At 60.5% G+C, this 24,887-nt stretch carries 28 protein-coding genes; 12 read left to right on the forward strand and 16 right to left on the reverse strand.

Annotation, left to right across the window (positions count from 1 at the left end):
* Nucleotides 1-47: 47 nt before the first annotated feature.
* From AC2YB9_RS11640 to AC2YB9_RS11650, 3 genes are all read right to left on the reverse strand, one after another.
* On the reverse strand, nucleotides 48-407 hold the full coding sequence (locus AC2YB9_RS11640) for a hypothetical protein (RefSeq protein WP_487265511.1): 360 nt from the start codon (nucleotides 405-407) through the stop codon (nucleotides 48-50).
* Between the two features lie 35 nt (nucleotides 408-442).
* Complete coding sequence (locus AC2YB9_RS11645) at nucleotides 443-1,579, reverse strand: TIR domain-containing protein (protein WP_487265512.1); 1,137 nt, start codon at nucleotides 1,577-1,579, stop codon at nucleotides 443-445.
* 183 nt (nucleotides 1,580-1,762) lie between these two features.
* Entirely contained in the window at nucleotides 1,763-2,050 is a 288-nt protein-coding gene (locus AC2YB9_RS11650; RefSeq protein ID WP_487265513.1) for a hypothetical protein, read from the reverse strand.
* 863 nt (nucleotides 2,051-2,913) lie between these two features.
* On the opposite strand from AC2YB9_RS11650, the gene AC2YB9_RS11655 reads away from it, so the two are divergent.
* The 4 genes from AC2YB9_RS11655 to AC2YB9_RS11670 all read left to right on the forward strand — a co-directional run bounded on the left by AC2YB9_RS11655 (nucleotide 2,914) and on the right by AC2YB9_RS11670 (nucleotide 6,404).
* Complete coding sequence (locus AC2YB9_RS11655; RefSeq protein WP_487265514.1) at nucleotides 2,914-3,300, forward strand: TA system antitoxin ParD family protein; 387 nt, start codon at nucleotides 2,914-2,916, stop codon at nucleotides 3,298-3,300.
* A 33-nt stretch (nucleotides 3,301-3,333) separates the two neighbouring features.
* The gene (locus AC2YB9_RS11660; protein WP_487265515.1) at nucleotides 3,334-3,921 is read left to right on the forward strand and encodes an ATPase; all 588 of its coding nucleotides are present in this window, start codon (nucleotides 3,334-3,336) and stop codon (nucleotides 3,919-3,921) included.
* A gap of 259 nt (nucleotides 3,922-4,180) precedes the next feature.
* Nucleotides 4,181-5,638, forward strand: a complete 1,458-nt coding sequence (locus AC2YB9_RS11665; protein ID WP_487265516.1) for a plasmid pRiA4b ORF-3 family protein — start codon at nucleotides 4,181-4,183, stop codon at nucleotides 5,636-5,638.
* 142 nt (nucleotides 5,639-5,780) lie between these two features.
* Complete coding sequence (locus AC2YB9_RS11670) at nucleotides 5,781-6,404, forward strand: class I SAM-dependent methyltransferase (RefSeq protein ID WP_487265517.1); 624 nt, start codon at nucleotides 5,781-5,783, stop codon at nucleotides 6,402-6,404.
* A gap of 346 nt (nucleotides 6,405-6,750) precedes the next feature.
* Here the strand turns inward: AC2YB9_RS11670 and AC2YB9_RS11675 are convergent, their stop codons facing one another.
* Together AC2YB9_RS11675 and AC2YB9_RS11680 are read right to left on the reverse strand one after the other, a co-directional pair.
* Complete coding sequence (locus AC2YB9_RS11675) at nucleotides 6,751-7,254, reverse strand: hypothetical protein (protein ID WP_487265518.1); 504 nt, start codon at nucleotides 7,252-7,254, stop codon at nucleotides 6,751-6,753.
* Nucleotides 7,251-7,451, reverse strand: a complete 201-nt coding sequence (locus AC2YB9_RS11680) for a hypothetical protein (RefSeq protein ID WP_487265519.1) — start codon at nucleotides 7,449-7,451, stop codon at nucleotides 7,251-7,253. Before AC2YB9_RS11680 ends, AC2YB9_RS11675 begins: the two co-directional genes overlap by 4 nt.
* Nucleotides 7,452-7,494: 43 nt before the next feature.
* On the opposite strand from AC2YB9_RS11680, the gene AC2YB9_RS11685 reads away from it, so the two are divergent.
* Both AC2YB9_RS11685 and AC2YB9_RS11690 read left to right on the forward strand, forming a co-directional pair.
* Nucleotides 7,495-8,049 carry a DUF3322 domain-containing protein gene (locus AC2YB9_RS11685; protein ID WP_487265520.1) on the forward strand — a complete coding sequence of 185 codons (555 nt, stop codon included), beginning with the start codon at nucleotides 7,495-7,497 and terminating at the stop codon, nucleotides 8,047-8,049.
* On the forward strand, nucleotides 7,995-8,429 hold the full coding sequence (locus AC2YB9_RS11690) for a Wadjet anti-phage system protein JetD domain-containing protein (RefSeq protein WP_487265521.1): 435 nt from the start codon (nucleotides 7,995-7,997) through the stop codon (nucleotides 8,427-8,429). The genes AC2YB9_RS11685 and AC2YB9_RS11690 overlap by 55 nt, the downstream gene beginning before the upstream one ends.
* A 75-nt stretch (nucleotides 8,430-8,504) precedes the next feature.
* Here AC2YB9_RS11690 and AC2YB9_RS11695 read toward each other — a convergent pair whose 3' ends face one another.
* From AC2YB9_RS11695 to AC2YB9_RS11705, 3 genes are read right to left on the reverse strand one after another with little or no spacing between them, the layout of a single operon-like run.
* Nucleotides 8,505-9,623: an aromatic ring-hydroxylating oxygenase subunit alpha gene (locus tag AC2YB9_RS11695; RefSeq protein ID WP_487265522.1), complete on the reverse strand. Its 1,119-nt coding sequence runs from the start codon at nucleotides 9,621-9,623 to the stop codon at nucleotides 8,505-8,507.
* Nucleotides 9,620-10,816, reverse strand: coding sequence for an NAD(P)/FAD-dependent oxidoreductase (locus AC2YB9_RS11700; RefSeq protein ID WP_487265523.1), 1,197 nt, complete (start codon nucleotides 10,814-10,816; stop codon nucleotides 9,620-9,622). Before AC2YB9_RS11700 ends, AC2YB9_RS11695 begins: the two co-directional genes overlap by 4 nt.
* Nucleotides 10,813-11,163 (reverse strand): bifunctional 3-phenylpropionate/cinnamic acid dioxygenase ferredoxin subunit, encoded by a 351-nt coding sequence (locus AC2YB9_RS11705; RefSeq protein ID WP_487265524.1) that lies wholly within the window; start codon nucleotides 11,161-11,163, stop codon nucleotides 10,813-10,815. The genes AC2YB9_RS11700 and AC2YB9_RS11705 overlap by 4 nt, the downstream gene beginning before the upstream one ends.
* Nucleotides 11,164-11,215: 52 nt before the next feature.
* Between AC2YB9_RS11705 and AC2YB9_RS11710 the strand changes: the two genes are divergently transcribed.
* Nucleotides 11,216-11,995: an IclR family transcriptional regulator gene (locus tag AC2YB9_RS11710; protein WP_487265525.1), complete on the forward strand. Its 780-nt coding sequence runs from the start codon at nucleotides 11,216-11,218 to the stop codon at nucleotides 11,993-11,995.
* Nucleotides 11,996-12,017: 22 nt separating this feature from the next.
* Here AC2YB9_RS11710 and AC2YB9_RS11715 read toward each other — a convergent pair whose 3' ends face one another.
* From AC2YB9_RS11715 to AC2YB9_RS11735, 5 genes are all read right to left on the reverse strand, one after another.
* Complete coding sequence (locus AC2YB9_RS11715) at nucleotides 12,018-12,701, reverse strand: hypothetical protein (RefSeq protein ID WP_487265526.1); 684 nt, start codon at nucleotides 12,699-12,701, stop codon at nucleotides 12,018-12,020.
* Nucleotides 12,701-15,016, reverse strand: a complete 2,316-nt coding sequence (locus tag AC2YB9_RS11720; protein ID WP_487265527.1) for a putative bifunctional diguanylate cyclase/phosphodiesterase — start codon at nucleotides 15,014-15,016, stop codon at nucleotides 12,701-12,703. The genes AC2YB9_RS11715 and AC2YB9_RS11720 overlap by 1 nt, the downstream gene beginning before the upstream one ends.
* Before the next feature lie 51 nt (nucleotides 15,017-15,067).
* Nucleotides 15,068-16,288, reverse strand: coding sequence for a pyridoxal phosphate-dependent decarboxylase family protein (locus AC2YB9_RS11725; RefSeq protein WP_487265528.1), 1,221 nt, complete (start codon nucleotides 16,286-16,288; stop codon nucleotides 15,068-15,070).
* A gap of 230 nt (nucleotides 16,289-16,518) precedes the next feature.
* Entirely contained in the window at nucleotides 16,519-17,154 is a 636-nt protein-coding gene (locus AC2YB9_RS11730; protein ID WP_487265529.1) for a heme-binding beta-barrel domain-containing protein, read from the reverse strand.
* Nucleotides 17,151-17,624 carry a Fur family transcriptional regulator gene (locus AC2YB9_RS11735; protein ID WP_487265530.1) on the reverse strand — a complete coding sequence of 158 codons (474 nt, stop codon included), beginning with the start codon at nucleotides 17,622-17,624 and terminating at the stop codon, nucleotides 17,151-17,153. The genes AC2YB9_RS11730 and AC2YB9_RS11735 overlap by 4 nt, the downstream gene beginning before the upstream one ends.
* A gap of 348 nt (nucleotides 17,625-17,972) precedes the next feature.
* Between AC2YB9_RS11735 and ppdK the strand changes: the two genes are divergently transcribed.
* The 3 genes from ppdK (at nucleotide 17,973) to AC2YB9_RS11750 (ending at nucleotide 21,875) form a co-directional block, all read left to right on the forward strand.
* Complete coding sequence (gene ppdK, locus AC2YB9_RS11740) at nucleotides 17,973-20,684, forward strand: pyruvate, phosphate dikinase (RefSeq protein WP_487265531.1); 2,712 nt, start codon at nucleotides 17,973-17,975, stop codon at nucleotides 20,682-20,684.
* A gap of 111 nt (nucleotides 20,685-20,795) precedes the next feature.
* Complete coding sequence (locus AC2YB9_RS11745; protein ID WP_487265532.1) at nucleotides 20,796-21,200, forward strand: hypothetical protein; 405 nt, start codon at nucleotides 20,796-20,798, stop codon at nucleotides 21,198-21,200.
* A 60-nt stretch (nucleotides 21,201-21,260) separates the two neighbouring features.
* Nucleotides 21,261-21,875: a GNAT family N-acetyltransferase gene (locus AC2YB9_RS11750; protein ID WP_487265533.1), complete on the forward strand. Its 615-nt coding sequence runs from the start codon at nucleotides 21,261-21,263 to the stop codon at nucleotides 21,873-21,875.
* On the opposite strand, the gene AC2YB9_RS11755 is transcribed toward AC2YB9_RS11750, so the two are convergent.
* Both AC2YB9_RS11755 and AC2YB9_RS11760 read right to left on the reverse strand, forming a co-directional pair.
* Complete coding sequence (locus AC2YB9_RS11755; protein WP_487265534.1) at nucleotides 21,872-22,555, reverse strand: Rossmann-fold NAD(P)-binding domain-containing protein; 684 nt, start codon at nucleotides 22,553-22,555, stop codon at nucleotides 21,872-21,874. The genes AC2YB9_RS11750 and AC2YB9_RS11755 overlap by 4 nt on opposite strands.
* Complete coding sequence (locus AC2YB9_RS11760) at nucleotides 22,528-22,797, reverse strand: NAD-dependent epimerase/dehydratase family protein (protein ID WP_487265535.1); 270 nt, start codon at nucleotides 22,795-22,797, stop codon at nucleotides 22,528-22,530. The genes AC2YB9_RS11755 and AC2YB9_RS11760 overlap by 28 nt, the downstream gene beginning before the upstream one ends.
* A gap of 124 nt (nucleotides 22,798-22,921) precedes the next feature.
* Between AC2YB9_RS11760 and AC2YB9_RS11765 the strand changes: the two genes are divergently transcribed.
* Entirely contained in the window at nucleotides 22,922-23,680 is a 759-nt protein-coding gene (locus AC2YB9_RS11765; RefSeq protein ID WP_487265536.1) for a TetR/AcrR family transcriptional regulator, read from the forward strand.
* Nucleotides 23,681-23,746: 66 nt separating this feature from the next.
* Nucleotides 23,747-24,172, forward strand: a complete 426-nt coding sequence (locus tag AC2YB9_RS11770; protein WP_487265537.1) for an SRPBCC family protein — start codon at nucleotides 23,747-23,749, stop codon at nucleotides 24,170-24,172.
* 13 nt (nucleotides 24,173-24,185) lie between these two features.
* Here the strand turns inward: AC2YB9_RS11770 and AC2YB9_RS11775 are convergent, their stop codons facing one another.
* Nucleotides 24,186-24,827: a TetR family transcriptional regulator gene (locus AC2YB9_RS11775; protein ID WP_487265538.1), complete on the reverse strand. Its 642-nt coding sequence runs from the start codon at nucleotides 24,825-24,827 to the stop codon at nucleotides 24,186-24,188.
* Nucleotides 24,828-24,887 lie beyond the last annotated feature (60 nt).

A 24,887-nucleotide genomic window follows, 5' to 3' on the forward strand; every position in this document is an offset into this window, starting at 1 on the left:
ATAGCCGGACTTGGGCAATCTAGTCCAATATTTGCGACTAGTATTCGCTATCTTTCTGTGGCAACGCCAAAATATTCCTCAAGATTGAGGTGAATCCCTGGGAATTCATACTCATCCGGGTGTGAACCGAAGGCCTTGCGGAACACAGCAACCTTCCGAAAGATCGACGATCTGCTCATACCAAGCTTTTGCAGTCCTTCAAAACCGCCGTACATGTGCCAAAAGACCCAAAACCCGACCAAGTCCGAGACCGAGCCGGCTGAAAAGCTCCTAATCGATTTGCCAAAGACGGTCTCCACCGCGGGAGCAAAAACTTTATTGCTGGCGTGCAAGTATTTTTCCCAAGCTTCTTTGGCACGCCCATGTCCCTCAACTGACGGCATGGGATCCGATCGAAAATCACTCATAGTCTCAGACTAGCGACTAAGAAACAGTCTGTATTTCACCCTTCAGTGAAATGCTGCCAACTGTTGAAGGTGTTCACGGCAGTTTGAACCGAGCGAACGCCCCGAATTGCTGGTTTCAGTGAATTCCGAACCGCGACGCTCAGCGCCGAAGCAAACTTCATCTCACCGACAAGCGTCTCCATTTGGGCGCCAACCCCCTCGAGCTCAGAGCTCTCGCCAAAACCCGTGATCAAATTCGCGAGAAATGCTTGTGCATTTTCGTTTTTGATGTCTTTCAGCTCGCTGACTAGCCGCCGTAGGCGCGCGTCCGTTGCTGTAATGCGCTCTTCCAGCGCCTTGCCATCGATCTCGAGCTGCTTAGCTGGTCCTTTGAATGCTTCCGCCACCTTGAACATTCGGGCATTTACTTGCTTGGGTGTCATCTTTTCGAAATCGACACCTTCGAGAACAGATGACGCTACCTCTCCAAGTAGGACAACTCCGCCATTTGCCCGCTCCGTCAACGCCGTGATTGCCTCAAACTCCGGGGTTATAGTCGTAACGTCGAGTATGTCATCCTCGGACAGATCCTCGTCGCGCTCGTCATTCACGCGGGGCTTCGGACCGGCAACACTTGCAGCTTCCCGTGCATCTTCAGCAGACAGCGCATCTTCCGCAGCCTTCAAACCCTTGATCAAGTCGGCCACAATCATGTCAATTGTTTGGAGCCACGCGGGAGAATCGAAGCCAGCGCGATATGCAGGCTCGATGTTCTTATAGTTCAGGCTCTCGATCAACTGAACTTCAGGTCGTTCATCATCCTTAGTTATGTTCTCAGCGCCCATCAGGATGATCGGCAGCAGTAGTTCAGTTACCCCAAGGTTCTTCGCGGCTTCGTGAAACGCGAACAGCTCATCTCGACATGCCTGACTGGTGAAATATCGCATCGTCACAATTGGAATGAACACTGTCGCAGTCTGAACGCTGCTCCGAATCTTTTCGCGCCAGTCTTCTCCCCACCCAATTGAGTCACGGTCGAGGAAGAGATCTAACACACGGCCTGTGCGCGCTTCGTAGGTGTTAGCGATGTCGACGTGTAACCGGTCGACCACATTGTGAAAAACAGAGTTGTCGTCCCGACGATAACTTATAAAACCAGCTGAAATTTGTTCGGGCAACGTCGTCTCAGTCATGTGGCAACCGTACTCAGAAAGACGGGGATGCAGTTTGTGGGTGCTGTGTTACAGACACGCACCCGCGTCCCGTTCGCGCGGTGCGGGCCGCGAATCGCCCCTCCAACCGCCGCTCCGCGTCGGTCGGAGCCTCTGCGATCCACCCCCGAGACCCACCCCGCCCCGCGCTGTCTATTCGATTGCTTACGCGAGGTGAGCCGCTGCGAACGTCATGAATTGTTCAACTTCGCCCGAACGCAGCTCAATGGCCGGCTCAAGAAGCTTGAGAACAGTGCCCTTCTCCGCGACCAACTCACGAGCAAACGAGACAACCTCATCTCGATGAGCGCGGCAGAAGCCAGCTACTGAAATATCCGTACAGGCCTCATAGGGATCTGAACCACTAGGCGAATACGTCACGCCGATACCCCAGAAACGGCCGACTCGCTGACCACAAATCAGGCAGGCGAAGACAGTTTCCGGGCCATTCATGATGCCTCCCAAAAAGCTCTCGTGCGCCCTACGTGCGCCGGGAGTGTCTGAACAAAGGCATCTTTGCAGGTCACGGGCTGAATCATCGTTAGTCAACTCTCTATTACGACATCTGATCCGGGGGTTTTCACCCGCTGTCAGTAGTTGCCGAAAACGGTGGCTGACCTGCCGAAACGTCTCTCAACACCTTCCAGCGTCAGCCGCCGTTTTTCGTTGTTGGGCGTACCCAGTGCACCCCAAGAACCGAATCACGGACAAGTCGGAACGGCCAGACTCCACTGGATCATCACCGTGGGGTTGACACGGGCACGGCCCCTTTGGGCGAGGGCGAGTGGATCGGTGATGGTTCGCGACGATCCGGCCACTGTCTGCACCAAGTCTCGTGGCGGTTGAGGGTGAGATTTGATTCTGAACCCTCTGGGAGCCGTCGCGAGGCTTCCGGAGCCTACTGAAAAGTACCGGAAAGTACAGATTCCCTCGTAATAACTGAGGAGGGAACGTCACTGACGCTGCCGAGCATACCCGAACGACCCCACCTGTTGCCGACTGATTGTGGAGGGATTTCGGAGGTTTGGAGCCCTCGATCGCGACACGGCGATCGAGGAAAAGCTGAATGCAATCGCACTGGGGCACAGGCGTGAATATGATCATTGCGGACTGGCGCAAAAGGGGACCCTGCGTCATTTCGCCGCGTTCGGGCGCCCAGGATGTCACGGACAGCGCAGATCGATACGTCGTGTCGGCCGCTTGTCGGCACCAGCGCGCTGTTTGCATCTCAGAATGAAACCGGGTCCACAACGGCAGGACCGGCCCATGTGTTGCCAAGTGCTACACTTGGTAGCACACTGCTACGGAGGTTCCCTATGACTGGGGTTCAGGACAAGGTCACGCGCTTCTCTGCCGATTTGGTGAGCGCGGCGGCGGTCGAGGGCGCACGGCAGTCTCGTTCGGCCCGCCAGCAACTGGATCATTGGGTCCGCGTGGGCCGCGCCGTCTCGAGTGTCTCCAGCGCGCAACGGACCCGCGTGGAGTCCGCGCTCGCCGGCATCCTCCCCATGCGGGAGCTCTCGGCGCACGAAAACACGGTCGTGAACGCCGAGATCGCCGCGGCTATCGAAGAGAATGTCGTATCGACTCACCTGGGTGACGAACTCGCGGCGGAAGGGGTCACGACTGTTGCACTCGATGAGCAGGGTCGGCTGGTCGAATATCGCCCCGACGGCTCGTCCTCTGTCATCAGCGTGGCTTAGCCGCCGGATGCGAATCAGTTCTCACGAGTACACGTGCGCCTAGACCTCGTAGTCGGATCAAATGGCGCTGGCAAGACAACCTTCGTGCGAAAAATTCTGTCGGCTTCCCTCCCCCCGGGTACTGCGTTCGTCAACGCTGATCAGATCGCGGCCAAGCGCTGGCCCGATGATCCTGAGGGCAAGTCCTACGAGGCCGCGCGCGTAGCGGCGCAGACCAGGACAGCGCTCATCGCGGCGCAGCAACCGTTCATTGCCGAGACGGTGTTCTCTCACCCGTCCAAGCTCGATCTGATCAACGAGGCACACGAAGCTGGATATTTCGTCGCGCTTCACGTGGTCCTTGTGCCCGAGGAGTTGACCGTCCGACGCGTTGAGTACCGAGTCGCATCCGGTGGGCATGCAGTCCCCGAGGAGAAGGTACGACAGAGGTACCACCGGCTGTGGACGCTCGTCGCTCGCTCGGTTGATACTTGCGATACCGCAACGGTCTACGACAACTCTGCCCACACGGGTCCTCGAATCGTTCTTCAGACAAATCAAGGTGTGATCGTCGGTGCCACACAGTGGCCCGCCTGGACCCCAAATGAGTTGACCGACAACATAGGAAGAAGCACACGGTAGCGGCGTCACCGCGCCGCTGCGACCAGCTCACAGTCCCGGCACAGCAGGCAACACCTCGCGCTCCACACCGATCCACCAGGTCGCGGCTACCTGCCCAGAATGGGTGCGCCAATTGCTCAGAGCGGCGGACCGGGCTCGGCAATCCGAGAGCGCTGCGAGCAATCCTGGGTGATCTCGGACGTTGAGTTGGCCGGTGAGGTCGCGTTGGCCGATGTGACCGGATCGTCTCGGTTCGCCAGAGGCTGGTTGACTTAGTGCCGTGAACCAACCACGCGATGTCGAAGACCTAGTCAAGCAGTTGCTGGCTGGAGCGACGCCCGGTGAGAGCCGGGCGCTCCTCGATGGCCTGCTCAGCGGCCGCGTCTCCAGCATCTTCGAGAAGCTGGACACCGAGCAGGCCCCCGCTCTGCTTCCGGCGCCGGCCGACATTCGGGGGTTCCGGGTTCGTCTCGATCTACATGGCGCGAAGCCGCCCATCTGGCGACGGCTCGACCTGCCTGGCAACCTGATGCTTCCGCAGGTGCATGACGTGATCCAGGCCGCGATGGGCTGGACTGACAGTCATCTCCATCGCTTCCGCACAGCCAGCGACGTCCGAGCACCGTATTTCGTCACGCGCTTCGACATCGAGGAGGGCGAGGACGGTTTGCTGGAGGACGAGGTTCGCCTCGACCAAATCCTGACCGCCGAGGGCGACGGCCTCTGGTATGAGTACGACTTCGGTGACGGTTGGGACCACGTGCTCAAGGTCGAAAAGGTGCTGGAAGATCCGCCGACGACGGTGCGCTGCCTCGCAGGTCGGATGGCCTGCCCGCCGGAGGACTGTGGCGCGATCGGCGGCTATGACGAGTTGGCGGCATGGGTGCGCAGCGGGTACGACGAGACGCTGCTCCCCGAAGTCTTCGATGACGCTTCCCACGGCCGCGAATGGCTGCCGCTGGACTGGCACCCGGACCACTTCGACGTGGACGAGGCGAACGATGCCCTGTCGGTGGCTCTGGCCGAGCCTGTCGCAGTCACCGGCGAACTCGCCGATCTATTCAGACAGTTCGAGCAGCGCGGCAACCGTCGCTTGCGGGACGTACTCAGCACCCCGATCTCGCACGGGCCGACTGATATCTGTGAGGACGAGGCTGCCCGACTGACCCAGACCTACCGGATTCTCCTGGCGGCCATCGGCGACGGGGTGGCGCTGACTTCTGCGGGCTACCTGCCACCCAAGCTGGTTGAGCGGTTCGCCGAGGACGCAGGGATCAGCGGGTGGTGGATCGGCAAGGCCAACAGGGAGGACCTGACACCACCTGTGGCCGCTGCCCGCGACACAGCGCGAGCGCTCGGACTCGTTGCGGTCCGCAAGGGCCGGATCACCCCGACGGCTGCGGGGGTGCGCACCCGCCAGGATCCACAAGCACTGCTGCAGCACATCATCGGGCGGCTCCCCTTGGGCACCAAGGACTTCGATCGCCAAGCCGGCTGGCTGGCGCTCGCAGTTGCCGGTAGCGGCGCACCTGCCGAGGACTGGCGAGAGACCATCAGTGAACTGCTCGGCGATCTCGGTTGGCGAACCAATCGAGACTCCTATTCGCCGCCGTCTGCCCGTAGCCCCACCTTGGCTGTGTTGGAGAACTTGGCTGGGGCAACGCACACCGGGTGGCGTGTGACTGGCACGGACCTGGCGGTAGCGGCGAGCAGCCGCCTGGCGATCCGCCGTCGCTGAGAGCACCGTCCGCGGCCCGGTAGCTCACACCAGCAGGCATGTCGCGTCATAGTGCCGCAAGTGACTGCGGTCAGGCGCCGTCGGGGTTTGCCCCGTCCAGTAGGCCGCCGCGGCTGGCAGCGCCGGGGCTAGGCTCGAGCGCATGAACGAACACAAGCGATTCGACGACGAGGCAGCGGCGTGGGACGACAAACCCGGCCACGAGGAACGGCAGTTGGCGGTGGCCCAGGCCATCAAGGCGGCCGTGAACCTCAACCCTCGGATGAGTGCTGTTGACGTCGGCGGTGGCACCGGCAGGCTGAGCATCTTGCTCGCCGACTCGGTCGGCTCCGTAGTAGTGATCGACCTCTCCTCCGGAATGGTGCAGGTCGCACGGCAGCGGATCGAGGCGGCCGGGCTCAGTGACCGACTGCGCGCTGTCCAGGTAGACCTGACGGTAGACCGGTTCGATGGGGCCTACGACGTGGTGTGGAGCTCGATGGCGTTGCACCACGTGCAGAACCTGGATGGGCTGTTGCAGTCCGTTTCCGGGCTGCTGGTCGACGGCGGTCGGTTGGCCATCGCGGACCTTGACGAGGATCCCGACGGCGCTTTCCACGCCGACAAAGTCGACTTTGACGGACATCACGGATTCAACAGGCAGCGCCTTACCGAACAGCTAGTTAGCGCTGGCTTCGCCAACGTGAGTTTCGTCGACGCCACAACCATCCTCAAGGGCGACCGCGAGTTCGGCGTGTTTCTGTGCACGGCGACCAAAGGAACATAAGCCCAGCGGAGATCACAAAGCGGGACAAGAATTTCCGTGCGTGGGTAGCCCCCGATCCGGCACGCAGCGCGGACCAAACGAGTCTCTCCATCAGAGGTCACGGCTGATGGCGAATGCGAGTGTCTCGGCTGGTCGAATGTAGTGGGTAAGAAGCGTGCTGGAGTCTCGGCGCGTTCAGAGCGAACGGTTAGCACCTCAGGATTGGCGGGCAATGACGCAAAGCCGTACCCGCGACGAGTCCGGGGACCCACCGGGAGAAGCAGCTTCCCGGAACGAGGGCACCGGTGCACGGCGACCCGTAGCCGGCAGTGGGAACGCTCGCTGATGTGAGCGATCCCGCCTAGCATCAGAGCGGTTTGAGTTGGGTGATCTTCCACTTCCCGTTGCTCTGCTTGGCGGTGATCGATAGCTGGGCGGCCGAGACGCTGGCTTCTTTGTCGCTGGCGCGCTGACTCGACTGGTCAAGGAACACCAAAAGCTTGGCACTGTCAACATGGAGTTGCTTTACGCCAGCAGCCGTGACTTGCGCGGTCAGGACAAGCTTTTGTCCAGGTGCACGCTTTTGAAGCGACGCGAAGAGCGTGTCGTACTCCTTGCGCGCATCACCGGACAGCACCTTTTCAGCGGCTGCCTCGGTGGCCTTCGGATCGTTGTAGTCATAGGTGAGCACCTGGGTCAATGCGACCGATACCTCGGTCTTGACCTTCTTGCTCGCGGTCTTGTCAACCACCGCATGGTTCTGCGCGGCCGAATCGGTGCGGGCGTCGATCGTCATCCACCAGCCGAGCATTCCCACGATCAACATGACCGCGACACCGACGGTAAGGCCATATTTGCGCACGATCGTCATGACAGGTTCACCGCCACTTGCTGCAGGTTCTGGAGTTTCCACACGCCACGGACCTTGACGAGGTCGGCGGTGAATCGATTTCGTTTGAGTGTCGGTTTGGCATCGGGGTGAGCCACATCCTTGACGGTGATTTCGACTGCCGCGATGACGGTGGCCGAGGTCCAACCCCACCGGCAGCTACTCGCGGCTGCAGACATTGACGATCGAGGAGTTCCACGCCCAACGAGACAGCAGCAACCCGTGAGCAATGAGCATGTTCTGAAAGCCGCGCACAACTGGACCACGCCGGCCGACATCCGCGCCAAGGTCCGTCGTCGTTGGACCGACGGATCGCTCCTGCAGGCCCACGCCGCCGACAGGCCGTTCGAGCCGATCTCGGTGCCATTGCGTGGGCCGAAAGCCGCACAGATCGGCGATGATCTCGCGAATGTGCGAGCCTGGATTGCGGACCTCGAAAGCGGCGCGTCCGTACGGGGTCGCCAGCGCTACAAGATCGTGTACAAGCAGATCGGCGGGCGCCTCGTCGGCCGCAATCAACTCCCGTCGCACGCAATCATCTCAGCCTGGGATCAAGCCTGGGCGCTGCTCGGTGTCGACGCCGAGGTCGCCGCCTTCGATCACGTTCTGCGGCTGACCACGTCGGCACCACCAGTGCGCGACTGGGTTTTGTCCAAGCCGGTGCGGGCCGTCGCCCCGGCCATCTGTCCGAAGGTAGCTTCAGACTCGATGAGCTTTCCGCTGTGCGGACGGCCACCCGAACTGCGATCATCATCGAAAATGAGATCACCTACCTGAGCATGCCGGTACCAACCGGAGGCGTGGTGATCTTCGGCGCCGGCTTCGCGGTCGACCATCCCGGCGCACTCCCTTGGCTGCAGGAGGCCGAAGTCCACTATTGGGGCGACCTCGATACCCACGGATTCGCCATCCTTGATCGACTACACTCCCAGCTGCCGAAGACCACGAGTTTCCTGATGGACCATGAAACCCTCATCGCACATCGCGATCGTTGGGGTAGCGAGCCATCGCCAACATCGGCCACGCTCAATAGACTCACTGCTGCAGAGAATCAGGTATACGTCGATCTACTGAACGGGCGGCATGCCGAGCGGCTCCGACTCGAGCAGGAACGCATCGACTGGGCATGGGCCGAGAATCATTTCGATTGGGAATAATTTACGTCCGCGGTCGCGCCGCCGGAGCGACCGATGAAAGCTCCCAGCGTCAGCCGCCTTAACCTCAAGGCTTGTTCAGGCGAGTTTGTCCTGTACCCAGTCGTGAAAAGCACTGATGTGGTGCTCACTCGGGACCAGCACGCCGCCATCGGCATATATCCGGGACGACATCGCCGGCTGGCAACGCTCACAGGCGTCGAAATCCTGCCGATTGACACGGTCGAATAATTCGACCGACTTGCTGACATCGCGCCCCGATTCGACAACACCGGGCAGGTAGAGCCAATCGCATTCGACGAGCGTGCGGTCGGCAGCCAGTGGGTAAAGCCGGTGGAACACGACATGATCAGGCACCAAATTGATGAACACCTGCGGCTTGGCCGTCAGCGCAAAGTATTTGCGGTCTTGGCCATCATCGATACCGGGCAAGCGCTCAAAACCTTCGCTACCGTCGACGGTGAACCCGTTGATCTCCGGCCCGAACGCGGCACCGTGGTTCACGAAGAACTGCGCGGCCAGTCCATCGGCAAACTCAGGAAGCACCTCGGTGAGCTCAGGGTGGATGGTCGCGCAGTGGTAGCACTCCATGAAGTTTTCGATGATGAGTTTCCAGTTGGCTTTGACCTCGTAGTTGATACGTCGGGCAATGGCCAGCGATGCAATGTCGTAGCGGTCGATATTGCCGAGTTCCCCGAGGCGATCGATCACATCGCGTTCGACCGTTTCTTCAAAGCTAACCGGTTCGTCGGCCAAGCAGACCCAGACATTTCCGAGCCATTCCCGGACCTGGACCTTCTTAAGTCCGTACTCCTCCCGATCGATGTCGGGCATCTTGGTTAGGTTGGGGGCGGCAATGAGCTTCCCATCTAGGTCATACGTCCACGCGTGATAGGGGCATTGAAAGGACCGGCTGACCGCGCCCACATCGTCCAAGCAAAGTCTGGCACCGCGGTGGCGGCACACGTTGAAGAAGCCACGGACCTCACCACGACGCGATCGCGAGACGATGATCGATTCCGACCCCACTTGCACGGTTCGAAATGATCCGGGGGTCGGGATGTCACTGCCACGCGCGACGCAGAACCACATGGCCTCGAAGATCCGCTCACATTCCTTCGCGAAGACCTCCGGATCGGTGTAGGCACTCCCGGGCAACGTCCTGATCAGGCTGCCAACGTCCTGCGTGGTGGTCATACGAGCACGTCCTGCCTGGTCACGAAGTTAGTCCGCAGTGCCCGACGCCAGCGGTTGAAGAGTTTCGGCTGGTTCATTCCCAGCACCGCCACGGGCTCATCGCCGCGCCAGTAGACCGCGAGTAGGTCCTCACCCATGGCACTTCCGGCCTCGAAGGACACGCGTTCGTCGCCGTGTCTGCGGCCGGCGTATTGGATGCGTACGCCATATTGTTCCGACCAGAAGTAAGGCGCGCGATGCGTCACACCCTCTGGCCGCTCGCCTGATCCCGCCAAGAGCGCATCGACCATGGCAAGTGGGCGATCTCTGGCTTCGGTCCAGTGTTCAATGCGGCGGTGCTGCCCGTACTCCGGATCGAACCACGCCGCGCAGTCGCCGACGCCGAAGACGTGCGGTGAGTCCGTACGCCCGTCCGCGTCGCAGAGCAGTCCCCGGTCGATCGAGAGCCCCGAGCCCTCAAGCCATTCGACATTGGGAATGCCGCCGATGCCCACCACAACGACATCAGCATCGAGCAGTCGACCGTCAGCGAGTTCGACCCCACTGACTCGCCCTTCGCCCCGAATCGCGAGTACTGGCGTCCCAACGATCAGCTCGACGCCGTGGGTTGCATGCAGACCTGCGATGGCGGCTCCGACTTCCCCGCCGAGTGGTCCTTCGAACGGCACATCGGCGGCCTCAACGACCGTGACACTCAGGCCCCGTGTGTGCGCGGTCGAAGCGATCTCTGCACCAATGAATCCGCCGCCGATCACCACGAGACGCGCGCCGTCGATAAGTTCGTCACGGAGTGCACGGGCGTCGGCCAAGGTTCGTACGGTGTGCACGCCGGCGAGATCGGGCCGCAACGCTCGTGCGCGCGATCCGGTAGCCACGACAACTGCGTCACCGCGGACAATTCCGCCGTCATCGAGCGTCGCAACTCCCGCTGCCGGATCCAGCGCGACCGCGCGGTGTCCCAACGACCAAGTCACGTGAAGTTCTTCTTCGTCAGGCTCCAGCGCGAGGTCGGCCTCATTCACCGTCCCCAGCAGAAAGTCCTTCGACAGCGGTGGACGATCGTAGGGACGCTCAAGCTCATCACCGACGAGATGGATCAGCCCATCGAACCCACGCTGGCGAAGTGCCCGCGCGGTTGAGTAGCCCGCGAGACTCGCGCCGACGATAAGGACAGATCCTGGCACCCGAGTCATGATGCCACCGCCGAGATGCCTGGCGGAAGATTGGGTGCATCGGTCGACAGCGTCACATAGACATCGGTATCGGACAGCGTCACCTCATGGACGCGAATGGGCAATTTCGCTGGTGGCGCATCGACCAGTCCGGTACGAAGGTTGAATTTCGAGGCATGCAACGGGCACTCGATCTCACATCCCTCCAGCCAGCCGTCGGCCAAGGATGCGTCCTGATGAGTGCAGGTATCGTCAACGGCGAAAAATTCGTCGTCCTCGGTACGGAAGATCGCAATCGGGGGGCTAATGCTGTCGACCCGCATCCCCTCGCCGGCCGTGATCTCATTTTGTGCACAGATGCGGATCATTTTAGTTTCGCCCCTTCGACGTGACGTTATGACTTGAGATTATCACCACATTGTGAGTATTGTGTTCCACAATATGGAACTTTTCCAGAAGCCGTCGATGCAACCCGCCAGCGGCACCCAAGCGCTCGACCGGGCGGCGCAGCTGGTGTCGATCATCGTTCACGCACCGGAGTCCGTCAGTTATCGCCACCTAGTGGAGCTGACCGACCTGCCACGCTCGACTGCTTCGCGATTGCTCAACGCACTCATTCGCCAAGACCTGATCAATCGAGATGATTCAGGGAATTACGTTGCCGGCGCGCTGTTCGAGCATTATGCGACTCACTTCGATCAGGTTGAGGCGCTGTCCGCAGCGGCCGAACCCATGTTGGAGCGGATCAGCGTGACAACTGGCGAAACGGTCAATCTCGCGGTGCTCCGGTCCAATACGGTGATGTATGTGAGCCAGGTCGATACACCGAGCGTCATCGGTGCCATGAACTGGAACGACGTCGAGGTGCCGTCGCACTGCTCAGCTCCCGGCAAGGTTTTTTATGCCTTCGATGCCTTGGCCCTGCCGACCGAGCCGCTCGAACGACGAACACAACACACCATCATCGAACCAGCTGCACTTGCACGAGAATTCGAACGGATTCGGACGATCGGCTATGCCATCACCCTCGGCGAGTACGAAGAAGGACTCGTCGGTGTTGCAGCACCGGTTTTCGGCTCAGGGTCAGAACCCACCGCGTGCATCGGTGTTTCGGGGCCGGAATTTCGTATTGGCGACGAACTCGACAAGATCGGTCAACGTCTGATCGACGAGTGTGCGCAGCTGTCCCGGGTTATCTGACCCGCGTTGTTCGCACCCCGCCCTAAACCACGCTTCGGCGATGCCATTTCCAGTCGGTCGGCATGGCGATGCCGTCTAAGCCGATCCCTTGGAAGATCAGTCGGTAGGCATCCGGACTCTCTTGACGCTGTCGCTCGAACAACTGGTACAGGTTGGTCCACAGCGGGGTGCTATTGGTCGAGCCCAGATATTCACCGGTCTTAGTCCCTGGCAAAGCCTGGGTTTGCATCCCCAGAGCGGTCAACAACCGACGTGCATGGGAGTCCATGTTCATCACGATGAAGTCGATGTCATTAGCGAAAGCGGCGGAGACGATGCCGTGATACAGCGCACTCGCACAGAGCCCCCCACGTCCCGCGTTCTTGCGGACCGCGATGGTGGCAATGTCCCAGGTCCGCGCCGGGTCGACACCAGCCGCCCGCGCCGATCGCAGACCGTCGACATGCCACGGTGGGCGGCTCGTGTCGTTGAGCGTCTTCAGCCCCGCCGGTCCAGGAGCGATGAACCTGACTGTGGCCACGGCTTCGCCATCGTCTTCGAGGATCGTGAAAAAGCCGGTCGAGGCCCGATAGGGGCCGTACTCGACCTCGAACTCCTCGGGCGTATTGCCATAGGTCTCCATGAAGACGTCCGCCTCACATCCCAATGCGGCGGCGAGCTCCTCCCCTACCGGATCGAACACGAACCGCAGCGGAGCAGCAGCCATTATGATTCCTCTCTGTTTAGTTCAAACTTTCGGCCTGCCGATCGCAAGGACTCGTCCGATTGGTGGGTGTAGTTCCAGTCGAGCACCCACTGATTGATCTGCGACGACGGCATCGGCCGGGCGAGATGGTAGCCCTGCAAGATGTCGATCCCCATAACCACCAGCGAATTGAGGTCCGCGGCATTTTCGACCCCTTCAGCGACAATTCGCATGTCAAGGGCATGGGCGAGCTGGATGGTTGACGCGACAATCATTCGGATACGTTCGTCCGTGGCCACGTTGCCGATCAACGACCGATCGATCTTAAGTTCCTGGACCGGGAGATTGCGCAGATAGGTGAGCGATGAGAAGCCGGTGCCGTAGTCATCGATGGAGACCTGCACGCCATTGCTTCGCAGTTCGTGCAGGATCTCGCGCGTGCGTTGTGGGTCGGCGAGGAAAGAATCCTCCGTCACCTCGAGGACCACACAGTCCGCAGCAAGCTTCGCATCGACGATCGAAGCGTAGAGCCGCGCGAGGAAGCTCGGCCCCAGCAGCTCTTGCGGGGCACAATTGATTGCCACGCGCAGATCGATCCCCGACTGCTGACGCAGTCGGAGATCTTGGATAGCCCGCGCGGCGACAAGCTCTGAGAGCTGGCCCATCAGACCCGCCCGTCGGGCGGCGGGAAGGAATGAGACGGGGCTGATCAGCCCCTGGGTGGGGTGACGCCAACGCACCAGCGCCTCCAGCCCCGACACCTGCATTGTGGCCGCATCAATCTGCGGCTGATACCAAACTTCGATCTGATCATCAGTGATTCCCTTGCGCAACTCCTCAGCCAACTGCAGTCGCGACCGTGAGAACTCATCCAGCTCAGCGTCATAAAGCGCCGCGCCAAAACCTGAATTTTTAGCCTGGTACATCGCCACGTCCGCACGCCGCATGACCTCGCTGCCGCTGTGTTCACCCGCAAGCACAACGGTGACACCGATTGATCCCGAGGGGCAGATCTCGATCCCTTCAACAAGGATGGGTTTGGCGAGTTCGTTGAGCACTCCGTGTGCCATTTCCAACAGCTCGATCTCGTCGGTGGTGTCCAAGATGATCGCGAATTCGTCACCACCCAGACGAGCCACCCGGACGTGCAGGTCAACTGCCTCTTTCAACCGGACCGCCACCAATGTCAGGACGGTGTCCCCCGCGCGGTGTCCCAGCGAGTCATTGATCTCCTTAAAACCATCAAGATCGAGCAACATCAGCGCCAGCGGTTTGCGATCGGTCAGACGCTCGCCCAACCAAGCACGAACGGCGCGCCGGTTAGGCAATCTCGTGAGGTCATCGGTATGGGACATTTCGAACGCCTCATTCGCTCGATTGGCATCCCTGAGTGCCAGCGCCATACGCGCGGCAACTGCGGTCATGGTGAGTACCGCTGGTGGCAGCGTGTAGTAGGCGAGCGTCTCGTCCGGGCGAATGGTCAGCACCGCTAGAGCGACGATTCCGGCGCCAACCAGGAGTGTCGTGCCAGCCGCTTTGGGCATTGCTCGGATGACGGATTGTTGGGGCCGACACGCGGCCGCCACCAGGAGGGCGAACCCTCCACCCCACAGTGCAATGCTGAGATTGCCAAAATCATAGGTACGCGCCGATGCCTGCAGCGCGAATCCTGAATCGGCACAGGCCATCATGATGAATGCTGTGCCCAACATGACCGACTTGGGTCGGTCATTGCGCATCAACAGGAGTGATTGCCCAAGCACCACCAGAGCCAAAATCACGTCGGCGAGTGGATAGACCAATGCCAGCAGGAGAGAGATCCCGTCCTGGCCGGACACTAGTCGAACCGGTGTGACGAGTAACAAAGACGCGAGGCAGGCGGTCCCGCCACAAATGATGGCGATATCCAGCCAGCCACGAGCAGGACGTGACTGGCGACGGTCCAGATCCCGCAGCAAATAGCCAGCCATGCCTAGGTAGGAGACGAGAAAAAGCCATTCACCATTGGCGGGGAAATCAGCTTCGCCAGCCATTCGCGCAGCATTGACCCAAACCGACCCCAAGGCCCACGCAGCGATCGCAGCCAGCAGCAGCAGCAAGGTCGCGCGGCGGCCAGGGTAAAGACTGACCGCGAGCACGACGCGCAACAAGATTAAGGGGAAGAAGATTGACAGCGAAGCCAGCAGGATCGCCGGCCCCTTCTGGTGAGACATCGATTCTGCGATCTGGTTGATCACCAGACCAAGGATCAGCACCGCCCAGCCCAGTCGCGCGACTGCGGCTTCGGCCCAGACAACCCAGGTGCGTTTCACTGTGAGGTTTCGATTTCTGCGCATGGCTCCTTGCCGCTCCTCGGGTCAATGGCCTGCTGACGGCAAACTATCGGCTCATTTCGTGGACACATCAGATTCCAAACTGTTCAGGATGAGATCAACATCTTCGGTGGAGGTCAGAGGATTGACGAAGCAAAGCCGAAAGACGATGCCACCGACAAAAGTGGTGGGCGTCACCAGAGCCATTCCACCGGCGCGGGCCTGAACCGACCACCGCGCGTAATCCTCCGGGGTCCAGCCCAATCGTCGAAATAACACCACCGAGAGATGGGGCTCCGTTGCCAGTTCAAGATAACGACTCGCCTCGATCCGCTTCGCCGCATAACCGGCCACGGCAAGGCAGCATTCGACCGCATCCACATAGGCATCGGTGCCGTTGGCAACGAGCGAGGCCCATAACGGCAGTCCGCGCGCTCTACGGGTCAGATGGACCGCATAGTCCGCCGGGTTGTCGACCTCAATGCCATTGATAACGTCCAGATACTCCGCGCGCTGGCGGTGGGCTCGCCGGGCAATACGTGGATCTAGGTAAAGCACAGCGGCACAGTCGAACGGCGTAAAAAGCCATTTGTGTGGATCGATCGTGACCGAATCTGCGCGCTGGATGCCTTCGAAGTCAGCGCGCTGACCCGGCGATAGAAGAGCAGCCCCACCATAAGCAGCATCAACATGTAACCAGATTCCCCGCTCAGCACAGCAGCCGGCAATCTCATCAAGCGCGTCTATCGCGCCGGTATTCGTCGTCCCCGCGCTGGCGACGACTGCAACAACATCCCGGGCATCGAGGGAATCTAGAACCGACATCAGATCGACACCGCACAGCGGACGATCGGACGAGCCCGCCGATACCATCGCACAGCCCATAATCGCTGCGGCGGCCCGGACCGAGGCATGGACTGAGCCGCTGGCAATTATGATCTGCGGGACTCCCCCGCCGGGAGCCACCCGTCCGTGCCGCGCAGCAACCAGTGCGCTGAGGTTGGCCAGTGACCCACCACTCACGAAAACGCCGTGCGCTTCTGCGGGGTAACCCACGAGGTCGCACAACCAACGAATCGCGACACGCTCGGCCACCACGACGTCACCGGCTTCAAGTTCGCTGCCCCCGTAGACAGCCGCTGCTGATAGGGCGGCGTCAGCGATAATTGCCGCTGGCGTTGGTGAACCACCAACGAAAGCTAGGTAGCGAGGATGGTCAGTCGGGAAGGTCGTAGGCAGGATCACGTCATGCAATGCCGCCCAGGTCGCCTGGATGCCGATACCTGTCTCGGTCACCTCGGGCAACTCCCCGACACGGGCAGGACGGATCCCGACGGGTGCATCCCGGCGGTTAGCTATCCAGTCGGCGAGGTCACTGAGGACCTCCCTGTCCTCTCGCACAAAGTTGTGCACTTCGACCTATCGATTGAAGAAATGAGGGGCGCTCGGTAACTCCCGGTACCGCGAACGCCGCATCCCATTGGTGGTCTTCAGGCGCCCATAGACAGGCTAAACCCTCGAGGGGTTCAGCCGATTTCGACGCTCGGATGGTAGCGCTTGACCCGATGCAACGTGTTCTCGTCGGTGTGGTGCATCTCGGTCCCGGTGGCCGTAAGCCGGAGCAGCAGGTCCGCGATGTAGCTGAGCGTTCCGTCATCATTGAGCGTGAAGGTGCTGGTGAAGTCCTTGATCTCCGCACGGCCCATCAGATAACGATTCTGCAAAATACCGTACGACGGATCGCCGGGCTTGGCATCGAAGTGGAGCACTCGATCGCACGGTTGAGCATCGCTTCCCGCCAGAATCGCGATTCCACGACCAAAAACGACATTGCGCATTACCTGACCGTTGTCTTTGTCCCACAGCAGGAAGCCGATCTCGTCGTGGAACGGGTCCATAGCTTCTTCGCCGTGGCGCCACGCCGTCATGGAGTAGTTCAATCCCCAGAGCGTTTGCTGGCCATTCTCCTGGACCGGAATCGGCTTGAAGCTGGCCTTCTCAAAATACGGCGTGCGCCCAGTCACATCGTCTTGATTGTGGTATGAGAGGTCCACACCGACATTGCCCTCCCAATCGCCGATCAACGGGGTCAGCGGGCCTAACTTCTGCGGCGCTGGCGCATCGTACTGATCGATAATTGAGTCGCTTGCAGCTGTGCTCATCTGTTGTTCTCTTCTACTCGATGGGGTGTTGATGCGATGGTTTGTTGGGGGCCGTTATGCCTGCTGGGATTCTCGACAGCTGGCGCACATACCCCAACGTCACTTCTGCTTCGTCGATCAAATAGCCTGCGGCCTCGCTGGCAGGGTGCTTTGTCAGTCGCGCACGGGACGTCAACGATCTCGCCGCAGGCACGACAGACGAGGTGGTGGTAGTGGTTGTCGCCCAGCGCAAGCTCAAAACGTGCGGGCGAGCCGGCAGGCTCAATGCGCCGCAACACGCCAACATGGGTCAGGGCATGGACCACGTCATAGACCGCTTGAGTCGACAGCGATCCGGTCCGCGCTCTCGCGCCGGTCGCGATCGACTCGACATCAGCATGGGGATGGACAGACACCTCGGCCAGTATTGCGAGCCGAGGCCGGGTAACTCGCAGACCAGCAGCGCGTAACCGCTCGTCGGCATGTTTCATTCCTGCACCCTCTGAATTCTTGAATTGATCAATTTTACTTTCCCGCAAAATCTTCTAAAATGCAACATTTTGGATTTTATCTACTCGTCGCGGGGCCAATCTGTCGCACTCCGTCATCGGGAAGAATCGCATCGAGATTGTCGAATTTTCGTCGTTACAGGCTTTACCCCTCATGGTGATCTTGGTAGCTGACGAGTCATACTGGGCAGGTCAATCGTGGTCCGACTAAATGCCAAAATTTACGACGACTGAAATAGATGTCCGGCGCCATTCACATCAAGACCGCTAATAACTGGTGGGCCTAGATGACCGAACTCACATTAGTTGTCCTTCGGCAGAGAGATTCCCATGACCAAGTATGTGTATGAATTTTCCGAAGGCAGCAAGGATCAGAAGGCTCTGTTGGGTGGCAAGGGCGCCAACCTGGCCGAAATGACTCGTCTGGGTTTGCCGGTCCCGCCGGGCTTCACGATCAGCACTGACGCATGTCGAGAGTTCCTGAGTCGCGAGACCGAGCCAGCCGAATTAGGTGTGCAGGTGACGACGGCGCTGCGGAAGTTGGAACGTAGCGTCGGGCGCACATTAGGCGCCGCCAACGATCCGCTGCTGGTCAGTGTGCGCTCCGGGGCTCAGTTCTCGATGCCCGGAATGATGGACACCGTGCTCAACATCGGGCTCAACGATGCGAGCGTCAAAGGCTTAGCCAAGGAAAGTGGCGATGAACGATTCGCTTGGGACTCCTACCGGCGGCTCTTACAAATGTTTGGAAAAACTGTTCTCGAGGTCCCCGACACAATCTTCTCCGAGGCGTTGGCCAGAGCGGGCAAGGCATCCGGCGACGATCTGGGTATGGGTCTGGACGTCGAGGAACTCCAGTCGTTGGTCGATACTTTCAAGATCGCGATCCGCGAGCATTCCGGTATCGAATTTCCTCAGCATCCGCGTGAGCAATTGGACATGGCCATCCGTGCGGTGTTCCGCTCCTGGAATACCGACCGCGCCCGCCTATATCGTCGACGGGAACGTATTCCGCAAGAGTTGGGCACCGCAGTCAACATCTGCACGATGGTCTTCGGGAATCTGGGCGAGACCAGCGGCACCGGCGTCGCATTCACTCGTGATCCAGCTTCGGGTCGGATCGGCGCCTACGGTGACTATCTGTCCAACGCCCAGGGTGAAGATGTGGTGGCGGGGATCCGCAATACCTTGAGTTTGGACGACTTGGCGCAACTCGACGCGGCATCGCACCGACAGTTGATCGAGGCGATGAGTAGCCTCGAAACTCATTATCGTGACCTGTGCGATATCGAGTTCACGATTGAACGTGGCACGTTGTGGATGCTGCAAACTAGGGTGGGCAAACGAACCGCGGGCGCGGCATTCAGAATTGCCGCACAACTGGTCGACGAGCAGTTGATAACGCTGGACGAGGCGCTGCAACGGGTGTCGGGGCAGCAATTGGCCCAGCTAATGTTCCCGCAGTTCGATGCACGGGCCGATCGCGAATTGTTGACTAAGGGAATGGCCGCGTCGCCGGGGGCTGCAGTCGGCAAAGTGGTATTCGCCTCGTCAACCGCTAGAGAATGGGCCGAGCGTGGAGATCGTGTCGTGCTGGTACGTCGGGAGACGAACCCCGACGATCTGGAGGGCATGATCGCGGCGCAGGGCATACTCACCGCGCGCGGCGGCAAAACCAGCCACGCGGCTGTGGTTGCTCGCGGTATGGGCAAGACGTGCATTTGCGGCGCTGAAATGCTGGACATCGATGCATCGGCCAAAACCCTACGTATCGGCAATACAACACTGAGTGAAGGTGATCTGATCAGCCTGGATGGGTCGACCGGCGAGGTTTTTGTCGGTGAACTACCGGTGGTGCCATCGCCGGTGGAGACATACACCACGCATGGGCTGGAAGTAGCTTTAGCTGGGGCCAACGCGGAAACAGCCGACCTGATACGTGCGGTGGATCGTTTGCTCAGCCACGCCGACTCGTGCCGACGGCTTGAGGTTCGTGCCAACGCCGACAATGCCGAGGACGCCGCCGTTGCTCGCAGTCTCGGCGCCGAAGGCGTCGGGTTGTGCCGCACCGAGCACATGTTCCTTGGCGATCGACGGTCATTGATTGAGCGAGTCATCCTGGCCGATGACCCTGCTGAAAGACAGGCGTCCCTGTCTGCTCTCCTGCCCTTGCAGCGACAGGACTTCAGCGAGCTGCTCGAGTCGATGGATGGCCTTCCCGTGACGATCCGCCTTCTTGATCCACCGCTCCACGAGTTCTTGCCCGATCGAACTGAGCTTGCCGTCAAGGTTGCCGTTGCCGCCGAGCGCGGCGAGGCCGGTGCGGCCGCAGACGCCGACACCAAAATGTTGGCCGCGGTGGAGCGGTTACATGAGTCAAACCCGATGCTTGGCCTGCGCGGAGTTCGGCTAGGACTGATGGTGCCCGGTCTTTTCGCGCTGCAGGTACGCGCGATCGTCGAAGCGGCCTGTGACCAGAAAAAGGCGGGCAAGACTCCCCTGGTGGAGATCATGGTGCCGCTAGTCGGCTCAGTCACAGAACTACACCTCGTACGCGATGAGGCCTCTGCCATCATCGCGGCAGTGACGGCCGAGCACGAGGTCACACTTGATGTCCCCATCGGCACCATGATCGAATTGCCACGCGCAGCATTGACCGCCCATCGCATCGCTGATGCTGCCGACTTCTTTTCCTTCGGGACTAACGACCTCACCCAGACGACGTGGGGCTTCTCTCGCGACGATGTAGAAGCAGAAATCTTTGCCGCGTATCTGGACAAGGGCATCTTCACCATTTCGCCATTCGAGACCATCGACGCCGATGGCGTCGGTCGTTTGGTCGCGATCGCCGCCCGCGAGGGGCGCCAGACTCGTCCCGAACTTAAGCTGGGCGTCTGCGGGGAGCACGGCGGAGATCCCGAATCAATCCATTTCTTCGACAGCGTTGGACTGGATTATGTCTCCTGTTCACCGTTCCGCGTACCCGTCGCACGGCTCGAGGCAGGACGGGCGACCGTATCCGATCGCGCTAGGCACGGCTAGAGCGTTAGGCGCAACTGGGTGGCCGAGTGCCTCAGCTGTCGGTTTCGACGGCCTCGCCATTGCCGGCCTTCGGTGATTGGCACCAACCGCGCTTCATGCCAGTGTGGAGCCATGAAGTGGCTTACCCGCATCGCTTTGGCGCTTGCCGCCAACGGAATTCTGTTCCTGCTCGCGGCCATCGTGTTCGACAAATTCACCTTGTCCTTCACCGGGTGGATCATCGGCACCGTACTCGTCAGCTTGTTCACGGTTCTGTTGCGCGGCGCGATGTCCGCACTCGCACGCAAGTATGCGTCGGGCGCGACGTTCGTCGGCGGCCTCGCATTAGTCTGGGTGGCGCTGCTGCTGACCGATCTACTGACTGAGCGGGCCAGCTTCAACCTCGAAGGTTTTAGCACCTGGATCTATACCATTCTGATCGTCTGGATCGGCACGATCATCTACGATCAGGTCGACGACCGGCTGCTTGATGCGGTCACCGGCCACAGTGCGAACGGTGGCAAGCACACCACCTGATCCCCCACCGCCCCGCGTGTGCTGACGCCGTGTGACCATGAGCGAGTGAAGGACCTTGCAATGCGTTGGGTCGCCGGCTGGTCGGCAGCCACAGGTCACCCATGGACCGAGTTCAACGGCGTCGTGCGCATTGCGACGATGCTCGATTCACGACGCTTCGAATACCTAGCGACCGAGCCCACCCCCGCCGAATTAGCGGTCATCACAGCCCGCATCGCTGGCGACAACCGCGATGTCGTCACCGTCTTCACGCGACAACCCGAGACCTACCTCAAGCCACATGATGGGCTTGTCATCGACCGCGACGACGAGGCATTGATGACCTGCAGCCTGTCCAACGACGAATGCGGGTTGCCGGCCGGATTCGAGTCGACATGGGAACTCGATGGCGCTCGGGCCATCCTCCACGTCAGCGAACGCGACCATCTGGCCGCGGCCGGAAACGCGGCGACCGTCGGTACCGATGCGATCTTCGATCGGATCGAGACGATGCCGCGCTATCGCCGCCGTGGGCTGGGTTCGATCATCATGAACTCCCTGAGCGCTTGGGCTATCGAGGACGGCGCGACAACTGGAATACTCGCGGCCTCGGCTGATGGCCAGCAGCTGTATGCGAGCCTGGGGTGGAAAACCGAATGCAGCATGCTGGTGTTCCGCGGTGCGGCTGGCGATTAGGCCGCTGGTTGGGCAGTTCTGCGACAAACCTCGTCCCACGGGGTCGGCGTGATACCGAAATGCTCCCGTGCCTCCCGGTCATCGAGAACATAGGGGCGGTTCCACTGGTAGGACAAAGCGCTGATCTCACGCATCATGGGTGACACGAGCCCAAGGGTTCGTAGCACCGGCCCTGGGATGACACTGACCGCAACCGGCGGCCTGCCCATCGCGGCGAGCACGTCGGTGATCGCCTCGCGTTGCGTTCGCGCGGGATTGCTCGGCACATGCCACACCCGGCCCAAAGCAGTGTCGTCGGCGGCCGCAGCGATCAGGGTACGTGCAACATCGAGCACGTCGGTGAACGTATGCGGCTGGTCCGCCGAACCGAGGACCCAGGCGCGTTTACCTTTCGAAATGGTGGGCAGTTGCCGGCTGATATGGCCGTTGGCACCAATGCCGCTGCCGACGTAATCCGAACCCCGAACCTCCGTGGCGCGAAGGCGTCCAGCGATGTGCGCGGCACGGGCGTTCGCCCACATTTGTGCCCGCAGTCGTCCTTTCGTGTCGGTGGCGGCATCGGGCAGGCCCTGACTTATCGGACCATCCACCGGGCCATATGGATACAGGTTGCCGGTGCTGGCCAGCACCGCGCCAGATCGTTCGGCAGCGGTCAGAACGATGCCGCAAGTGGCGGCCATACCCGCGCCCACGATGTGTAGCCACCGGGGTTGGCACAGTTGTAGAGCACGGCGGCCCCGGTTGCGGCATCGCTCAACTTTTCAGGATCCGAAGCATCCGCCGCGATGTGTTGAACCCCATCGATTCCGGTGGACGTACCCGATCTCGTCAGCACAACAACATCGGATCCGCGGTCGGCCAGCAGTTTCGCAACATGACGGCCAACCAGGCCGGCACCGACAATAAGGTGTCGATCATTCATGATTTCTCCTAGAACCGAAGTGAGAGCACCGCTCTCTTGTTCAGAGTTGCAGATATTTCCAAAAACTTCAAGAGCATTGCTCTCATTTGTTGCAGATGCTCTCACTTTGCGCCAAGGTAGGGATGTGACAACCCCTGCGGCAACCGACAAGGCACCCACCGCGCGGCAGCGCGCGCGTATTCAGATCACCGCCGAGATTCTGGCTGCAGCACGACTTCGGCTCACGAAACAAGGTCCCGGCGAACTCTCGCTCCGCGCGGTCGCGCGCGACGTCGGCATGGTGTCGTCGGCGATCTATCGTTATTTCGCCAGCCGAGACGAACTCCTGACCGCACTCCTGATCGTGGCCTATAACGAACTCGGCGAGACCGTCGAGAACGCCGACGACTCGGTCGTCGTCCGCGATAATTATGTCGAGCGCTGGACGGCTGCGTGTCGCGCGATCCGCAGCTGGGCGATCGATCACCCCGGTGACTACGCGCTGCTCTATGGTTCCCCCGTCCCGGGCTATTCCGCGCCGCAGGTCACCATCGATGCAGCAGCACGCGGGACCCTCGTTCTTGTCCGCGTCGTGCTTGACGCACAGACTGCTGACCCCTCGATCATTCCGCGCGCCGGCAATGCTGACGCCACGCTCAAAACCGCAATGCGGGACGCGCTCGACTTTTTCCGCCACCTCGAGGTGCCCGCTGCAACCGCCACGCCAGAGGTCGCATTCCGTCTAGTTGCCGCCTGGGCCGCGCTGTTTGGCTCAATCTCCTTCGAACTATTCGGACATCTTGCCGGCTCGGTTAGCGATAACGAGTGCTTCTTCGATCAGGTCGTCGACCGTCTCGCAGCCGACCTCGGGCTGCGCGACAACGTGACCAGTGCCTCACCATAGAATGCCCAACTGACCACCCAGCAATGAAATAATCGAAAGACCACCTGACGCACTCGAAGGATCTTCATGCCCCGCATAACCCGCAGAACCTTTGTCGCAGCTCCGGCCGAATTAGTGTGGGCCTTTGTCGAAGATTTTGCCGAATGGCACCCGAAATTGCGGCACTATCCCGATGGGCCCGAGGCGCCAGCCGATCTCGTCGTGACCGTCCTGTCACGCGATGACGAGACGATGACGCTCTGCTACTCAATGCCCGAGCCGCCGTTCCCGATCACCGGGCACAAAGCGACCATTCAGGTCGAGCGGACACAGCCGCTGAGTTCACACGTGACCTGGTCGGCCGACTTCGACGCTGATCCGGAGATTCTTTTCGACCTGGAGGATCAGCTCGGCGACGACGTTTTTGTTCTAGCGCTCGACCGCCTTGCAACCAGTGCGCAAGAGACGCACGGCGCCGCACAGGTCGCAGCCAACGTCTACAGCGCCCACTGACATTCGCTGGTGGTCACGACCTCCAGTCGCGAAACCCCAGCACGATCAGTCGCATCTGACGCCGCGCGCCGTCCTTGATCGACTCCTCCAGATCAAGTCGCCCTTCGGGCATTTCGAGCACTTCCTCGGCATTTGAAACCATATTGCGCACGAACAGCCGAGACACCATCTGAACGTCGGCACTCGACCACGTCTCGATGTTAGGCAACCGGGCGAGCACGATGGCAAGTTCGCTGACGAACAGATCGAGTTCGTGAACGATTGCCCGCTGAATGAGGCCCCGCCCGCCGAACCGCTCGCGAGCGATGAACCCGAAGTGCTCCTTGTTCTCCTTGACCACGCGTACGAGAATGTCGGCCGATGCGTCGATGATGTTGGTGAATACTTCCGGATCGCGCTGCGCATCGCGGATCATCGTGCGCAATGTCGTGAACGCCTGAGTGACTAGGCTGAGTCCGAGCTCCTCCATCGAGCCAAAATGCCGATAGAACGCGGTCGGCACGACGCCGGCCTCGCGCGCCACCTGACGCAGGCTGAGCTGCCCAAATCCCTGCTCCGCGCTCAGGCGAAGCGCAGCGGACATGATCGCTTCACGCGTGCGCTCTTTCTGCGCCTGCCGCGAATTGTCACGCACCGGTTCGATTGTCACGCTCATACCTTAGTCAATTCCTTTCGGTGTACACGTGTTGACCTAGTGTCAGGCATCACCGCGACA

The organism is Aeromicrobium changchenzhani (assembly GCF_057586615.1).

Bases quoted from the DNA above. Each gene is read 5' to 3' on its own strand.
- AC2YB9_RS11640 (WP_487265511.1), bottom strand. From the start codon at position 407: ATGAGTGATTTTCGATCGGATCCCATGCCGTCAGTTGAGGGACATGGG.
- AC2YB9_RS11645 (WP_487265512.1), bottom strand. From the start codon at position 1,579: ATGACTGAGACGACGTTGCCCGAACAAATTTCAGCTGGTTTTATAAGT.
- AC2YB9_RS11650 (WP_487265513.1), bottom strand. From the start codon at position 2,050: ATGAATGGCCCGGAAACTGTCTTCGCCTGCCTGATTTGTGGTCAGCGA.
- AC2YB9_RS11655 (WP_487265514.1), top strand. From the start codon at position 2,914: ATGACTGGGGTTCAGGACAAGGTCACGCGCTTCTCTGCCGATTTGGTG.
- AC2YB9_RS11670 (WP_487265517.1), top strand. From the start codon at position 5,781: ATGAACGAACACAAGCGATTCGACGACGAGGCAGCGGCGTGGGACGAC.
- AC2YB9_RS11675 (WP_487265518.1), bottom strand. From the start codon at position 7,254: ATGACGATCGTGCGCAAATATGGCCTTACCGTCGGTGTCGCGGTCATG.
- AC2YB9_RS11680 (WP_487265519.1), bottom strand. From the start codon at position 7,451: ATGTCTGCAGCCGCGAGTAGCTGCCGGTGGGGTTGGACCTCGGCCACC.
- AC2YB9_RS11695 (WP_487265522.1), bottom strand. From the start codon at position 9,623: ATGACCACCACGCAGGACGTTGGCAGCCTGATCAGGACGTTGCCCGGG.
- AC2YB9_RS11700 (WP_487265523.1), bottom strand. From the start codon at position 10,816: ATGACTCGGGTGCCAGGATCTGTCCTTATCGTCGGCGCGAGTCTCGCG.
- AC2YB9_RS11705 (WP_487265524.1), bottom strand. From the start codon at position 11,163: ATGATCCGCATCTGTGCACAAAATGAGATCACGGCCGGCGAGGGGATG.
- AC2YB9_RS11715 (WP_487265526.1), bottom strand. From the start codon at position 12,701: ATGGCTGCTGCTCCGCTGCGGTTCGTGTTCGATCCGGTAGGGGAGGAG.
- AC2YB9_RS11720 (WP_487265527.1), bottom strand. From the start codon at position 15,016: ATGCGCAGAAATCGAAACCTCACAGTGAAACGCACCTGGGTTGTCTGG.
- AC2YB9_RS11730 (WP_487265529.1), bottom strand. From the start codon at position 17,154: ATGAGCACAGCTGCAAGCGACTCAATTATCGATCAGTACGATGCGCCA.
- AC2YB9_RS11735 (WP_487265530.1), bottom strand. From the start codon at position 17,624: ATGAAACATGCCGACGAGCGGTTACGCGCTGCTGGTCTGCGAGTTACC.
- ppdK (WP_487265531.1), top strand. From the start codon at position 17,973: ATGACCAAGTATGTGTATGAATTTTCCGAAGGCAGCAAGGATCAGAAG.
- AC2YB9_RS11745 (WP_487265532.1), top strand. From the start codon at position 20,796: ATGAAGTGGCTTACCCGCATCGCTTTGGCGCTTGCCGCCAACGGAATT.
- AC2YB9_RS11750 (WP_487265533.1), top strand. From the start codon at position 21,261: ATGCGTTGGGTCGCCGGCTGGTCGGCAGCCACAGGTCACCCATGGACC.
- AC2YB9_RS11755 (WP_487265534.1), bottom strand. From the start codon at position 22,555: ATGGCCGCCACTTGCGGCATCGTTCTGACCGCTGCCGAACGATCTGGC.
- AC2YB9_RS11760 (WP_487265535.1), bottom strand. From the start codon at position 22,797: ATGAATGATCGACACCTTATTGTCGGTGCCGGCCTGGTTGGCCGTCAT.
- AC2YB9_RS11770 (WP_487265537.1), top strand. From the start codon at position 23,747: ATGCCCCGCATAACCCGCAGAACCTTTGTCGCAGCTCCGGCCGAATTA.
- AC2YB9_RS11775 (WP_487265538.1), bottom strand. From the start codon at position 24,827: ATGAGCGTGACAATCGAACCGGTGCGTGACAATTCGCGGCAGGCGCAG.